Annotated in this window: 12 protein-coding genes; 5 read left to right on the top strand and 7 right to left on the bottom strand. The window is 49.7% G+C overall.

Translation table 11 applies throughout. The annotated features are described in order from the left end of the window. Window positions 1–75: 75 nt before the first annotated feature. From pyrI to MKA69_RS02590, 5 genes are all read right to left on the bottom strand, one after another. Window positions 76–543: an aspartate carbamoyltransferase regulatory subunit gene (gene pyrI, locus MKA69_RS02610; protein ID WP_000032501.1), complete on the bottom strand. Its 468-nt coding sequence runs from the start codon at window positions 541–543 to the stop codon at window positions 76–78. An 11-nt stretch (window positions 544–554) separates the two neighbouring features. Further along, entirely contained in the window at window positions 555–1,484 is a 930-nt protein-coding gene (gene pyrB, locus MKA69_RS02605; protein ID WP_000013853.1) for an aspartate carbamoyltransferase, read from the bottom strand. 249 nt (window positions 1,485–1,733) lie between these two features. Continuing rightward, window positions 1,734–2,738, bottom strand: coding sequence for an ornithine carbamoyltransferase (argF, locus tag MKA69_RS02600; RefSeq protein WP_305847461.1), 1,005 nt, complete (start codon window positions 2,736–2,738; stop codon window positions 1,734–1,736). Window positions 2,739–2,887: 149 nt separating this feature from the next. Continuing rightward, window positions 2,888–4,264 carry a PhoH family protein gene (locus MKA69_RS02595; RefSeq protein ID WP_000502893.1) on the bottom strand — a complete coding sequence of 459 codons (1,377 nt, stop codon included), beginning with the start codon at window positions 4,262–4,264 and terminating at the stop codon, window positions 2,888–2,890. A gap of 204 nt (window positions 4,265–4,468) precedes the next feature. Further along, entirely contained in the window at window positions 4,469–4,687 is a 219-nt protein-coding gene (locus tag MKA69_RS02590) for a hypothetical protein (protein ID WP_001013830.1), read from the bottom strand. On the opposite strand from MKA69_RS02590, the gene rapA reads away from it, so the two are divergent. From rapA to MKA69_RS02565, 5 genes are all read left to right on the top strand, one after another. After that, on the top strand, window positions 4,686–7,595 hold the full coding sequence (gene rapA / locus MKA69_RS02585) for an RNA polymerase-associated protein RapA (RefSeq protein WP_055029258.1): 2,910 nt from the start codon (window positions 4,686–4,688) through the stop codon (window positions 7,593–7,595). The two genes, MKA69_RS02590 and rapA, sit on opposite strands and share 2 nt — an antisense overlap. 96 nt (window positions 7,596–7,691) lie before the next feature. After that, on the top strand, window positions 7,692–8,429 hold the full coding sequence (locus MKA69_RS02580) for a pseudouridine synthase (RefSeq protein WP_001925938.1): 738 nt from the start codon (window positions 7,692–7,694) through the stop codon (window positions 8,427–8,429). Between the two features lie 39 nt (window positions 8,430–8,468). After that, complete coding sequence (locus MKA69_RS02575) at window positions 8,469–9,446, top strand: D-2-hydroxyacid dehydrogenase (RefSeq protein ID WP_305847460.1); 978 nt, start codon at window positions 8,469–8,471, stop codon at window positions 9,444–9,446. A gap of 125 nt (window positions 9,447–9,571) precedes the next feature. After that, complete coding sequence (locus MKA69_RS02570) at window positions 9,572–10,744, top strand: YjgN family protein (RefSeq protein ID WP_305847459.1); 1,173 nt, start codon at window positions 9,572–9,574, stop codon at window positions 10,742–10,744. After that, on the top strand, window positions 10,744–11,739 hold the full coding sequence (locus tag MKA69_RS02565; protein ID WP_044128057.1) for a M48 family metallopeptidase: 996 nt from the start codon (window positions 10,744–10,746) through the stop codon (window positions 11,737–11,739). Before MKA69_RS02570 ends, MKA69_RS02565 begins: the two co-directional genes overlap by 1 nt. A gap of 88 nt (window positions 11,740–11,827) precedes the next feature. Here MKA69_RS02565 and MKA69_RS02560 read toward each other — a convergent pair whose 3' ends face one another. Further along, window positions 11,828–14,689: a valine--tRNA ligase gene (locus MKA69_RS02560; RefSeq protein ID WP_305847458.1), complete on the bottom strand. Its 2,862-nt coding sequence runs from the start codon at window positions 14,687–14,689 to the stop codon at window positions 11,828–11,830. 93 nt (window positions 14,690–14,782) lie between these two features. Next, window positions 14,783–15,232 carry a DNA polymerase III subunit chi gene (locus MKA69_RS02555; protein ID WP_001141708.1) on the bottom strand — a complete coding sequence of 150 codons (450 nt, stop codon included), beginning with the start codon at window positions 15,230–15,232 and terminating at the stop codon, window positions 14,783–14,785. Between the last annotated feature and the right edge of the window lie 61 nt (window positions 15,233–15,293).

The raw sequence follows: 15,293 nt of genomic DNA, 5'->3' as shown, positions 1-15,293 counted from the left end.
GCTGTTCAGTTTGCCTGTAAAGCTGGGGTAGGTAAAGCACCGCACGCTCATTTCTCCCCTTCTGACTAGCAAAGGTTACGCTTCGATTTCCGTGACTACATCGCGCGCAAACACTTTTTCGCAGTATTTGCATTTCAGGCGGATATCGTTGTTCTTCTCAGTAATTTTGAAGCTGCTTTCCACAGGCTCGTTGTGTGAAATACAGTTGCTGTTTGGGCAGGCAAACACATTATTAATGCGCTCTGGCAGTTTCAGTGCCAACTTCTTCACCACTTCATAGTTTTCAATTTGGTTCACGGTCGCGTGTGGCGCGTACAGCGCGAGTTTGTTGGCTTGCGCTTCACTGATGAACACATTTTCAATCTTGAGCAGATCTTTGCTGCCGAGGGCAGAAGAAGGCAGATTGAGGCCGATGGTGACACGCTGCGCAGAGTTGTGCATATCAAACAGCTTCAGCACTTTAATCCCCACTTTGGCGGGAATATGGTCAATCACCGTGCCGTTTTTGATCGCTTCAACTTGTAATTTCGTCTCTTTGCTCATGATTGCTCTCCTTACAGCGATTCGTTCAAAACTAGAGCCAGCAAGGCTTCACGGGCGTAAACACCGTTTTCAACTTGCTCGAAATAGTAAGCGTGCGGGGTTTTATCTACGTCAGTAGTGATCTCATCCACGCGTGGCAGTGGGTGCAGCACTTTCAGATTGCTACGCGCATCGCTCAGGTGGGCTGCGGTCAAAATATAAGCGGATTTGATGTGCGCGTATTCCGATTCATCAAAACGCTCTTTCTGTACACGTGTCATGTACAGAATATCCAGCTCTGGGATCACGCTTTCCATATCACTAAACACTTGGTATTTCACGCCTGCTTCATCCAGCTCTTCACAGATGTAATCTGGCATCGCTAATGCTTCAGGTGCCACAAAGTAGAAGCGGTTGTTATCAAATTTAGCCAGTGCTTGTGCCAGCGAATGTACGGTGCGGCCATATTTTAAATCACCGACGAACGCGACATCGAGGTTGTCGAGACGGCCTTGAGTTTCAAAAATCGAATAAAGATCGAGCAGGGTTTGCGACGGGTGTTGGTTTGAACCGTCACCGGCGTTAATCACTGGGACGCCGTTAGAAAATTCAGAGGCTAAACGTGCTGCCCCTTCTTGTGGGTGACGCATTACAAAAGCATCAACGTACGAAGAAATTACGCGTACTGAGTCAGCTAAAGTTTCGCCTTTCTTCGCCAGTGACGTGTTGCCGCCGTTATCAAAGCCAATCACGCTGCCACCGATACGTTGAATCGCCGTTTCAAATGAGAGGCGAGTACGAGTGGAGGGTTCGAAGAAACAGCTGGCCACGACCTTATGCTTAATCAATTCTGGATTCGGTTGTGCCTTCAGTTGGCCTGCGGTTTTCACTATCAACTCCAACTCAGCGCGTGAGAGTTCAGCAATGGAGATGATGTGCTTTTGGTAAAGCGAATTCGCCATGATCGTCTTCCCTATATTTTCTAACAGCCATAAAAAAGCCCCCCATAAGGGAGGCTTTAACAAATCGATGAGGGGAAAAACAGTGAAGCCAGTAAGCCAATTTGCTTACTACGATGGACACTGCTTTGAGCTGCACGCTGTGCAAATTTCATTGGCTACCCCTCAGACAAACGGTCGGCATTATACGCCGAAAGGCTGTGAGCACAAGCGATTACATCACAGAGTCAGGGATATTAAATCAGTGGCACTCTATTGGCCTAAAGTGGCGACCATCACCGCTTTGATGGTGTGTAGTCGGTTCTCCGCTTCATCAAACACAATCGAGTATTCTGACTCAAACACCTCTTCGGTGACTTCTAAGCCTTGCATGCCGTATTTGGCCGCAATCTCTTGACCCACTTTGGTTTGGTCATCATGAAATGCCGGTAAGCAGTGCATGAATTTAACTTGCGGATTACCTGTTGCTTTGATCACATCCATGTTGATTTGATATGGCTTCATTAACGCAACCCGCTCATCCCAAGCATCCGCCGCTTCGCCCATCGAAACCCACACATCGGTGTAAAGGAAATCACAGCCTTTTACGCCCTCATGCACGTCTTCCGTCAAGGTGATTTTGGCTCCGGTTTGCTTGGCAATCTCTTGGCAGGTTGCCACTAAGGTATCGTTTGGCCAGTACGCTTTCGGCGCGACTAAGCGAATATCCATGCCCATTTTGGCGGCTCCCACCATCAGGGAATTGCCCATGTTGTTGCGTGCATCACCAAGGTAAGCGAACTTCATTTCATGCAGTTGTTTACCGCGCCCATGCTCTTGCATAGTCAGAAGATCGGCCAAAATCTGCGTGGGGTGAAATTCATCGGTTAAGCCATTCCACACCGGAACACCCGCGTATTTTCCGAGCACCTCAACAATCTCTTGGCCGAAGCCACGGTATTGAATGCCGTCGTACATGCGGCCTAACACGCGCGCGGTATCTTTCATCGATTCTTTATGACCAATTTGCGAGCCAGAAGGGCCGATGTAGGAAACTTGTGCACCTTGATCAAAGGCCGCCACTTCAAAGGCACAGCGAGTACGGGTGGATGACTTTTCAAAGATCAACGCAATGTTTTTGCCTCGCAGCGTTTTTTGCTCAGTGCCTGCGTATTTGGCGCGTTTTAGCTCGGCAGACAGATCCAGTAGGAAGTGGATCTCTTTTGGAGTGAAGTCGAGCAGTTTTAAAAAGTTGCGGTTACGTAAATTGAAAGCCATTTCCCTATCCTCGTTTGGCGATTCCAGTTGCGGCTAGTAAAGCATGAAAATGTTATAAAAGTGAATAAATATTTTTAATTAAATAAAGAAAAGGCAAGGGAAGATAGATTTTGTGAGGCGAGATGCACATAACATCTCGCCAAAAGTGATTATAAATTCTCTTCAGCGAATTCAGCCAAACGGCTGCGTACTACGCCATTGAGGTGGATATTGGCGCTGCCTTCAAAGTTTTTGAAGCGCTCAACCATGTAGGTAAGGCCTGAGGTGACAGGGGTTAAATAGTGGGAATCAATCTGCGCTAAGTTACCTGAGCAGACAATCTTGGTGCCTTCACCACAGCGGGTGATGATGGTTTTGATCTGCGAGGCGGTGAGGTTTTGACACTCATCGAGCAGCACGAAGGCGTTTTGGATTGAACGACCACGCATAAAGTTGATCGATTTAAACTGAATGTTGGCTTTATCGCAGATGTATTTGAGCGAGCCATCGGTACAGTGATCATTTTTATGCAGCGCTTCTAAGGTATCGGTGACGGAAGCGAGCCACGGCATCATTTTTTCCTCTTCCGTGCCGGGCAGGAAGCCAATCGATTCGCCGATATCAGGGGTGTTGCGAGTGACGATGATTTTATCGAACATTTTGCGCTCGACGGTTTGCTCCAGCGCCGCCGCCATTGCTAACAGGGTTTTGCCACTGCCGGCCGCTCCGGTCAGGATCACCAGATCAATATCCGGATCGAGCAGTGCGTCCAGCGCCATCCCTTGGTAAATATTTTTTGGGGTGATGCCCCACGCTTTGCGATGCATCATGCGTTCACGGCTGAGATCGCGCAGCGTCAATTTATCGCCATCGATGGTTTCGACCCGCGCGGCAAAGTCGCTGTCTTCATCAATCACATATTGGTTGAGGAAGGTTGGATCGAACGGCGCGCGATCCAGCTTATGAAAGGTTTTGCCGCCGAGCGTGTAGCTCGCGACATCTTCTACGCTGTCCCAAAAACTGCCGGGACGAGTTTGAAAGCCCTTGGTCAGGTATTGAATATCATCAATCAGTTGGTCGGTGCGGTAGTCCTCTACATACAGCACGCCCGCTCCTTTGGCGCGCAAACGCATGTTGATGTCTTTGGTCACCAGTACCACGGCGCGTGGCGCACGTTGAGTTTGGAGATAAAGTACGGCATTGAGGATCCGGTTATCGCCCTCTTTATCGGTAAAGGCTTTGACGGTTTCATGCAGTTCATAATCGGCGAGGATCGAGATGGTTCCTGTTGCGCCCTCTTGCTTAGAAAGCGGGATCCCTTCGGTGATTTCTTCGGGAGTGGCATCATGGAATAAGTGCTCTAAAGCCCGAATCGCTACGCGTGCATCGCGCGCCACATCGCGTTTGCTGTCTTTGATTCGGTCGAGTTCTTCAAGAACGGTCATCGGGATGACCACGTCGTGCTCTTTGAAAGAGTAAATCGCGAGAGGTTCGTGGAGTAGGATATTGGTATCCAGTACAAACAGTTTCCGATCGGTATCGCCCATAAGCGTCTCCTTGCTACATGTAGCATGCTTTGTCGTGGATGTTCACAAGCGGCCTGTAGGATCGTACGCTCAGGTGAGCGTTACGATCATTGTCGACTTGCTGCAAACCCGTGTTGATACTCTCTGTTTGAACTTGCAGGCTTTGTGCCAACCAATTTTTGACACAAATCCCGCACCTTCAATTCGAGTATAGCAATCATCTTGTTAACAAATGCCATTGGTTTTTGACAATTTGATGTCACCCAAAAGCTCTACAAAAAAAAGCGCGTTACGGCAGGGAATGGGCGTGACCTGTGTCACGCCATCAAGTAAGATTAGCGGCCTTTTTCTGCACTCAAAGCGGTCAGCATCCATAATAAAAAGCTGGCTGGAGTGAAGTGCAAAAATTCTCTGCAACGCTATTTGATGAGGTAGTCCATTCATGTCATTTGCTTTAGGGCAACGCTGGATAAGCGATACGGAAAGTGATCTCGGGTTAGGCACTGTGGTGGCGCTTGATGCGCGTACAGTGACCTTGATGTTTGCAGCATCGGAAGAAAATCGTGTTTATGCACGTTCAGATGCGCCGGTCACCCGTGTGATCTTTAATGTCGGCGATGTGGTGGATAGTCAGCAAGGCTGGTCGTTACAAGTTGAACAAGTGGTGGAAGACCAAGGCGTCTACACCTATCTAGGCACGCGAGTGGATACCGAAGAAAGCGGTGTCGCGCTGCGTGAAATTTTCCTCAGTAACCAAATTCGTTTTAATAAACCGCAGGACAAGTTGTTTGCCGGTCAAATCGATCGCATGGACAACTTCGTGCTGCGTTATCGCGCTCTAGCCAATCAATATCAACAGCACAAAAGCCCAATGCGTGGCTTGTGTGGTATGCGCGCCGGGCTGATCCCACATCAGCTGTACATTGCCCATGAAGTCGGTCGTCGCCATGCCCCACGCGTGTTACTGGCCGATGAAGTCGGTTTGGGTAAAACCATCGAAGCGGGCATGATCATCCATCAGCAAGTGCTGACCGGGCGTGCCGAGCGCATCCTAATTGTGGTACCTGAAACGCTGCAACACCAATGGTTGGTGGAGATGATGCGCCGTTTCAACCTGCACTTTTCCATTTTTGATGAAGAGCGCTGTGTGGAAGCCTTTAGCGAGGCCGATAACCCATTTGAAACTCAGCAGTATGTGCTGTGTTCACTCGATTTCTTGCGTAAAAGCCGCCAGCGTTTTGAACAAGCGTTGGAAGCGGAATGGGATTTGTTGGTCGTCGATGAAGCTCACCATCTTGAGTGGCACCCAGAGAAGCCAAGCCGCGAATATCAAGTGATTGAAGCGCTCGCAGAGCAAACGCCGGGCGTACTGCTATTGACGGCAACGCCTGAGCAGTTAGGTCGTGAAAGCCACTTTGCTCGTCTGCGCTTGCTGGATGCAGATCGTTTCTACGATTACGAAGCTTTTGTTAAAGAAGAAGAGCAGTACGCACCGGTTGCCGATGCAGTCACTGCGCTGTTCAGCGGTGAGAAGCTGAGTGATGAAGCGAAAAACAAAATCACTGAGCTTCTGTCTGAGCAAGATGTGGAGCCACTGTTTAAAGCGTTGGAAAGCCACGCCAGTGAAGACGAAATTGCTTTGGCGCGCCAAGAGCTGATCGACAATCTGATGGATCGTCACGGTACTGGTCGCGTGTTGTTCCGTAACACGCGTGCGGCCATCAAAGGCTTCCCAGTACGTAATGTGCATTTGCTGCCATTAGATATTCCCTCTCAATACACGACTTCAATGCGTGTCGCGGGCATGCTCGGCGGTAAACTGACGCCAGAAGCGCGCGCGATGAAAATGCTCTACCCAGAAGAGATTTTCCAAGAGTTTGAAGGCGATGAGTCAAGCTGGTGGCAATTTGACTCACGCGTCAACTGGCTGCTCGAAAAAGTCAAAGCCAAACGCAGCGAGAAGATCCTCGTCATCGCTTCACGTGCCAGTACCGCATTGCAGCTAGAGCAGGCACTGCGTGAGCGTGAGGGCATTCGCGCAACGGTATTCCATGAAGGCATGTCGATCATTGAGCGTGACAAAGCTGCCGCTTACTTTGCCCAAGAAGAGGGCGGTGCGCAGGTGCTGATCTGTAGTGAAATTGGCTCTGAAGGTCGTAACTTCCAGTTTGCTAACCAGTTGGTGATGTTCGATCTGCCGTTCAACCCAGACTTGCTGGAGCAGCGTATCGGGCGTTTAGACCGTATTGGCCAAAAACGTGACATTGACGTGTACGTGCCGTACCTGACCGAAACGTCACAAGCGATTTTGGCGCGCTGGTTTCAAGAAGGTTTGAATGCCTTTGCGGAAACCTGCCCAACCGGTCGTGCCGTTTATGATGCCTTCGCTGAGCGCTTGATCCCCATTCTGGCCGCCGGTGGCGGTGAAGAGCTGGAAGTGATCATCGAAGAGTCAGCCAAGCTCAACAAAACACTGAAATCGCAGCTGGAAGTGGGGCGTGATCGCTTGCTGGAAATGCATTCGAACGGTGGCGAAAAAGCGCAGCAGATTGCTGAGCAGATCGCAAAAACCGATGGCGATACCAATTTAGTGACGTTTGCCTTGAGCCTGTTTGATGCGATTGGTCTGCATCAAGAAGATCGTGGCGAGAATGCGTTGGTGGTCACTCCCGCCGAACACATGATGGTGCCAAGCTATCCGGGTCTGCCGTATGAAGGCGCCACCATTACCTTTGATCGTGACACCGCACTGTCGCGTGAAGATATGCACTTCATCAGTTGGGAACACCCCATGGTGCAAGGCGGCATTGATTTGCTGATGAGTGAAGGGGTGGGGACTTGCGCGGTGTCGCTGTTGAAAAACAAAGCGCTGCCAGTGGGTACCATCTTGCTGGAGCTGGTGTATGTGGTGGATGCCCAAGCGCCGAAACGCAGTGGCATCAGCCGCTTCTTGCCTGTCTCGCCAATCCGAATTCTGATGGATGCGCGCGGTAATGATCTCTCTTCGCAAGTGGAGTTTGAAAGCTTTAACCGTCAACTTAGCCCAGTGAATCGTCATTTGGCCAGCAAGTTGGTGAGCTCAGTACAGCATGACGTGCATCGTTTGATTACGGCAAGCGAAGCGGCGGTTGAACCGCGAGTGAGCGCGATTCGTGAACAAGCGCAGCGTGATATGCAGCAGAGCCTAAATAGCGAGTTGGAGCGTTTGCTGGCACTCAAAGCGGTTAACCCGAACATTCGTGATGAAGAGATCGAAGTGCTGGAGCAGCAAATCAAAGAGCTGACTGGCTATATTGCGCAGGCGCAGTATCAGTTGGATTCACTGCGTTTGATTGTGGTGGCACACAACTGATGACGTAGGCCCTCAAAACGAGGGCCTTGTTTTATTCCCCGTTGGCGACATTTTGCGTATATAATGCGCCGTTTTTTGTGATACGAGACGATAGCGATGGCAATGACCGAGTACAATCCGCCTAAGGATCCGTGGATTGATGTGATTTATGAGGATGAACACATCATCGCAGCCAACAAGCCTTCTGGTTTGTTATCTGTTCCTGGGCGACCTGTTGAGCACTACGACAGTATGTGGGCTCGTTTGGTGGATTACTGCCCTGATGTGAAGGTCGTACACCGTTTGGATATGTCGACTTCTGGGCTGATCCTGTTTGCGAAAGGCAAACATATGGAATCGGCGTTGAAGAAGCAGTTTCAGTATCGTCTCACTCATAAAATCTACTATGCCCGTGTATGGGGTGTGATGGAGCAAGACGAAGGCGAAGTGAATTTGCCGCTGTGTTGTGATTGGCCAAACCGCCCGAAACAGAAAGTCTGTTTTGAAGAGGGACGTGATTCTCTGACCCGCTATCAAGTCGTCAAGCGTGAAGAGAAAACCACAGTCGTACGCCTCATCCCGATCACTGGACGCTCTCATCAATTGCGTGTGCACATGCAATCGCTCGGTCATCCGATTGTCGGTGATGATCTTTACGCGCCACCAGAAGCTGTTGAGTTTGCTGATCGTCTGCAACTGCACGCCGCGGAGCTCTGTTTCTACCATCCTCGCAGCCATTGGCTACGCACTCTGTTTGTCCCTTGTGACTTCTATCCCGAAGCCGAGGAGCAGATTTTGCAGCATTTCGATCCTGAGCGAAAATTACCGGACTATAAAAAGCTATCCCAAGACTAATCTTATGGTGGGTAGCGGATAATCAGACTCGGAGTCAGCATGTCACTACCCACTACTTCTTTGCCTACGGTCGTTTTTCTCGACCGCGCGACCATTCCGCGCCATATCCTCTTACCTGCTCTGCCTTTTGAACACCATTGGCTTGAGTATGATGCTTGTGAGCCTCAGCAAGTGGTAGAGCGCCTCTTAGCGGCCGATATTGTTATCACCAATAAAGTAGTACTCACCCGTGAAATGCTGGTTCAGCTACCTAAGCTCAAGTTGATCGCCATTTCTGCCACGGGCACCAACAACGTCGATTTGCCGGCGTGTCGAGATCTCAATATCGCGGTATGTAATGTGCAGGGTTATGCCACGCGCTCTGTCCCTGAGCATGTTGTCGCCATGATGTTTGCTTTAAGACGTAATCTTATCGGTTATCACAATGATATTGCGGCCGGAGAGTGGCAGCGCCATAAGCAGTTCTGTTTTTTCACGCATCCGATTGGCGATATTGCGGGTTCAACCATGGGCATTATCGGCAGTGGTGCATTAGGCCAAGCGACGGCGAATTTGGCTCGCGCATTAGGTATGCATGTGCTGTTGGCTGAACGTAAAGGTCAGGTGGAATGCCGCGATGGGTACACACCATTTGAACAAGTGCTGGCGCAGTCGGACGTGCTATCACTGCACTGTCCGCTGACCGATGAAACGCGAAATATTATCTCAGAAGCGGAATTGGCGCAGATGAAGCCCAATGCTCTGCTGATCAATACCAGTCGCGGCGGTTTAGTGGATGAACAAGCGCTGGTGGATGCGCTGAAAAGACGTCAAATTGCTGGGGCTGGGGTGGATGTGTTTAGTGCTGAGCCTGCGGATATGGATAACCCACTGATTGCCAACCGTGATTTGCCTAATCTTCTGCTGACACCGCATGTGGCGTGGGGCAGTGATTCTTCGATACAACAACTGGCGACTATCTTGATCGACAACATCAATGTATTTATGCGTGGTGAAGCGAAAAATCGAGTCGTCTAGAAGTTGCTTTATTGATTATGTGTGTGATTTATATCGCCATAATTCAATTGGCGTTGTGAATGGTTCTTACAGGTTGTTACACTCGGAGCGCTTTTTTACTCTAAAAACAACGTCAGGAATCATTCATGGTTAATCAACATAAACATACCGTCACCTTCAGTGGTGAGGGTAAAGAGTTTTTTGGGATCTGGAGTGTCAATCTTCTGCTCTCCATTATTACCTTGGGCATCTACTCTGCATGGGCTAAGGTGCGTACTAAGCGCTATTTCTACGGCAATACTTTCATTGCGGGCGATAACTTTGAATATCATGCCCAGCCGATGCAAATCCTCAAAGGGCGTTTGGTCGCATTCGCCGCTGTTCTCGTGTGGTTCGTGGCTAACTCTTTATTCCCGATCGCTTCATTGTTGCTGCTCTTGGTGTTTTATTTTGCTTTGCCTTGGCTGCTTTGGAGCAACGCCCGCTTTGATTCTGCGATGACCAGCTTTCGTAATGTGCACTTCTCCTTTAACGGCACACTGCAAGAGGCCTATTTCTCGTTTATGGGCCGAGGGATTGGCGCATTAGTCGCGTTGCTGATCTACTTTATTATTGCTTCGGTCTCAGCATCTGTTTCGGCAAGTCTCTCCGTCGTCATGTTTATTGGCTCTTTTTTAGTGATGGCGGCGCTCTATGCTTGGGTTATTGCTGGCGTGCAAAACTATTTTGCTAATGGTTACCGTTATGGGGATTGGCAGTTTAGCGCCCAACTGACTACGCGCTTCTTCCTGCATACCTATTTAAAAGCAGCGGCAATTGGGGTTGCCTCGGTGCTCGCGATCATCTCTATGGTACTTATCATGGTGTTCGGCAGTATCGATTTCTCTAACCTTACCAATTGGGAGAGCTCGCTACTGGCGAGTGGCTCACCGTTTATGCTGATCGTTACTGTGTACATAGGGATGATCGTAATGAGTATCGCGGTGACGGCTTATATTACTTCACGGGTACGCAATTACATTTTCTCGCAACTGGTGATGCAGCAAGCGCTGAACGAGGACACTGCCTTTCGTTTTGAATCCACTCTCAGTGCTCGTGGTTATACTGGCTTAGTGATCAGTAACTTCTTACTGCAAGCCGTGACTGTGGGTATCGCACGCCCATGGGTGATGGTGAGAACGACGCGCTATCTGGCTGAACGCACAGCTGTGATTGGCGATATGGATGTGCTCAAATCGACCGATCAATCTTCAGATGTAAAATCGGCTATCTCGGATGAGTTGGCTCAAGCGTTTGATCTCGGTATCGGGATCGGCTGATGCGTATTACCGGAACCGCTTTCCCACCTCGCAGCTCATTACGTTGCGAGGCCGAGCTCGATCTTTCACAAACTCATTTTCTCGCTTTGCATGTCGATGGTGAGATTATTAGCTGTGCGCAGAGCGATGCTCAAATCAGTGCTCCTGTCGGAAAATTACCGATTCGTTTTCAATTACCCAGTGGCTGGGTTTTCGTTTGTGAACGTAATGCGCCGTTGAACCATTGGTTAGGACAACACAATAAACCGGGGTGGGTGGATCGGCTGGAAGGAAAGTGGAGCGCTTGGCTAATCGCCGTGGTGCTTGGCATCGGTTTATGTGTTTGGGCTTATGTGGCATTTCTACCTTGGCTAAGCAAAGAGGTGGCTGAACGAGTTCCGGAATCTGCCGCTGTGGTGCTGGGTGAGAAAATTCTGCAAACGTTAGATCGCGATTTAAAACCGAGTGAACTTTCTCTCGCGCAACAAGATGAGATAAAGCAACGAGTTTTCTCCCATCTTAACCAACTTGAGCCGCTACCTTATCCGATCAAAGTGGAGTTTCGTCACTCAGATATTGGCGCTAACGCGTTCGCTTTGCCCGGTGGAACCTTGGTGTTACTGGATGAGTTGGTGCTACTGGCTAAAACGCCCGAGCAGTTAGACAGCATTATTCTGCATGAGCTGGGGCATGTACATCATCGCCATATGCTTAAACGCTTGGTGCATTCTAGTGTGCTTTCGATTGGTGTGGCGCTGCTGACAGGTGAAAGTTCTGGGGTGGTGGATAATCTGGTTGGGATTGGGGTGTTTACGCTCTCCAACGGCCAATCCCGCGATGCGGAAGAAGAGGCTGATCAATACGCGAAACAAGCGATGCAGGTGATTTACGGTAGCAGTGAACCGCTAGCTGAAATGTTTGAACTGTTTCAGCAGCAAGAAACGATTGAGGTTCCGGCTTGGCTCAGTACCCATCCTGATCTGGAACAGCGGATCGATGCGGCGCGTCAGCCTTAATCTCAGGTAAAAGCATTCAGCATCGTAAACAAAAAGGCAGCGAAATCGCTGCCTTTTTTCTATCGACTTTTTGTATGAAAAGCTTGGCTTACAGCGCCGCGATGGTCGCTTTCTGCTGCTCAAGTTTCACCAGTGCTTCTTGGTAACCCGCGAGCTTTTCACGCTCTTTGGTGATTACGGCTTCTGGTGCTTTCGCCACGAAACCTTCGTTACCCAGCTTGCCTTCGATGCGCGCAATTTCACCTTGCGTCTTAGCAATCTCTTTGGCCAGACGATCCAGCTCAGCGTTTTTATCAATCAGACCTGCCATTGGGATCATCAGCTCAGACTTACCAACCAGTGCGGTTGCACACGCAGGTGTCGCTTCGCCATCCGCCAATACACGAATGCTTTCGAGCTTGGCCAGTGAAACCAGCACTGGCTTGTTCGCTTCGATACGCGCGGCATCTTGCTCATTCGCTGCTTTCAGCATGACTTCCAGAGGCTTACCTGGGTTGATGTCGTACTCAGCGCGCAGGTTACGGATGCTAGTGATAAAGGCTTTCACCCATTCAATATCATCCAAGGCTTCTTGGTTGAAGTTTGCCGCATCGTACTGAGGTAGTGCTTGCAGCATGATGGTGTCGCCTTCCACGCCATCCACCAGTGGCTTAACACTTTGCCAGATGGTTTCGGTGATGTAAGGGATCACTGGATGCGCCAAACGCAGCGTTTTCTCTAGTACGGTGATCAGCGTGCGACGGGTCGCGCGTTGCTGAGCTTCTGTACCTTTCCACAGAACCGGTTTAGTCAGTTCTAAGTACCAGTCACAGAATTGGTTCCAGATGAATTCGTACAGCGTGTTGGCTGCCATATCCAGACGGAAGTTATCAATGTGACCATTGAACTCTTTCGCAGCCAGCTCGAACTGTGATTCGATCCACTTATCGGCCAGTGAGTATTCAAGTTCAGCACCTGCTGCAAAACCGCAATCTTGCTCTTCGGTGTTCATCAGCACGTAACGGCTTGCGTTCCACAGCTTGTTACAGAAGTTGCGGTAACCTTCTAGACGCTTCATATCCCAGTTGATGTCACGACCGGTTGACGCCATGGCCGCGAGGGTGAAACGCAGTGAGTCAGTACCGTAGGCTTCAATGCCGTTTTCAAACGTCTTACGCGTGTTTTTCTCGATCTTTGCCGCCAGTTGTGGCTGCATCATGTTGCCGGTGCGCTTCGCGACCAGAGACTCAAGATCAATACCGTCAATCATATCGATTGGGTCAAGCACGTTACCTTTCGATTTCGACATTTTGTCGCCGTTTTCGTCACGGATCAGACCCGTTACGTACACGGTTTTGAAAGGAACTTGTGCTTTGCCATCTTCATCTTTACAGAAGTGCATGGTCATCATGATCATGCGCGCCACCCAGAAGAAGATAATGTCGAAACCGGTTACCAGAACATCGGTTGGGTGGAATACGTTTAGCTCTGGCGTTTTTTCTGGCCAGCCCAGTGTTCCGAAAGTCCACAATGCAGAAGAGAACCAAGTATCCAGTACGTCATCATCTTGACGAAGTGCAACATCCGCTGCGATGTTGTTTTCTGCACGCACTTCTTCTTCGTTACGGCCTACAAACACATTGCCTTGCTCGTCATACCAAGCCGGGATGCGGTGACCCCACCACAGTTGGCGAGAGATACACCAGTCTTGAATGTCACGCATCCAAGAGAAGTACATGTTCTCGTACTGTTTTGGTACAAATTGAATATCGCCACTTTCTACCGCTTCAACCGCGGGTTTTGCCAGAATACCGGCGCGAACGTACCATTGGTCAGTCAGCATTGGCTCAATCACCACGCCACCACGGTCGCCGTAAGGAACCGTTAGGTCGTGATCTTTGATTTCTTGCAGTAGACCCAGTTCTTCAAATTCCGCCACGATCGCTTTACGTGCAGCAAAACGTTCCATGCCTTGGTATTTAGCAGGGATCTCTGTGTCGTAAGCATTGCTTGCTTCGCCGTTGGAGTTGAAGACTTCGGCTGCATCACGGATGTTGGCATCAAAGGTCAGAATATTGATCATCGGCAGGTTATGACGCTTGCCGACTTCATAGTCGTTGAAGTCATGCGCAGGGGTGATTTTCACACAGCCCGTGCCTTTCTCCATATCGGCGTGCTCATCGCCCACGATAGGGATGCGACGACCAACGATCGGCAGAATGATCTCTTTACCAATCAGATCTTTATAACGAGGATCTTCTGGGTTAACCGCAACACCAGTATCGCCGAGCATGGTTTCTGGACGTGTTGTCGCAACCACGATGTAATCTTTGCCATCGGCCGTTTTTACGCCATCTGCTAGCGGGTAGCGGAAGTGCCACATGTGACCTTTGGTCTCTTTGTTTTCCACTTCCAGATCGGAGATCGCAGTGTGCAGTTTTGGATCCCAGTTAACTAGGCGCTTACCGCGGTAGATCAAGTCATCTTTGTAGAGACGCACGAACACTTCTTGCACGGCTTTGTAGAAGCCATCATCCATCGTAAAGCGCTCACGATCCCAATCGACAGAGGCGCCAAGACGACGTAGCTGTTTAGTGATGGTGCCGCCAGATTCTGCTTTCCATTCCCAAATCTTGTCGATGAACGCATCACGGCCGTAATCGTGCTTGGTTTTACCTTCTTCTGCAGCGATTTTACGCTCAACCACCATTTGAGTGGCGATACCCGCGTGGTCAGTACCCACTTGCCACAAGGTATTTTTACCCTTCATACGCTGACAACGGATCAGAGTATCCATAATGGTATCTTGGAAGGCGTGACCCATGTGCAGGCTGCCTGTGACGTTCGGTGGCGGGATCATGATGCTGTACGCGTCTTTTGATGTGTCACCGTGAGGCTTAAAGTAGCCTTGCTCTTCCCAAGTCTTATACAGATCTTGTTCGATTGATGTTGGGTTGTATGTCTTTTCCATAGTGCTCTTTGATGGATGCTGTGATGGTTAATTCAGTCTATCGCTATAAGTGAGTTCTCTTGGATAAGAGAGCTTAACTATAAGGATGGACGGTTATGGGTACTGAATCTCAACAGTTTGCAGCTGATAACCCGCTTGTCGATAGAGTTTATACCGCTCGCGTGCTAGCTGCTTGGCATTTTCTGCGCAGGGCACGAAGTCTACCACTTCGGCAAAGGTACGCGCAAAGGTTGTCTGATTATCCGCCAAATTTATTGCCAGTTGACGATTCCAAGAGGGGGAAACGCCCACATAGCCGATTTCAATCGCGGTACCAGATTTGGGGCCTTCACCGACCAGATTGTGCGCTAAAAACTGTTCGGGTTCGATTTGCCAAAATCGCTCAGCGAGCTGCTCGGCGTGTTGTTTATCTTGGCATTGTAGATAAATGCGTGCGCCCTGCGCGGCAAAGTGACGCGTCAAATACAGCACGTACTGCGCGAAGCCTTCTGGTGTTGCTTGAGCAGAATCTGGAGAAATCAGGTAAAAAGTTGCGGTAGGCATCTTGGTCTCTTGCAAACAATCGCCACGCCTGTGGCGGTAGTTTAGGTCTAGTAATGAAAAA

It is taken from the genome of Vibrio sp. AH4, assembly GCF_030710545.1.
GTDB classification, from domain to species: Bacteria; Pseudomonadota; Gammaproteobacteria; order Enterobacterales; family Vibrionaceae; genus Vibrio; species Vibrio metoecus.
Note: the sequence above shows the minus strand (reverse complement) of the source record. Positions and strands in the feature narration are given on the sequence as shown.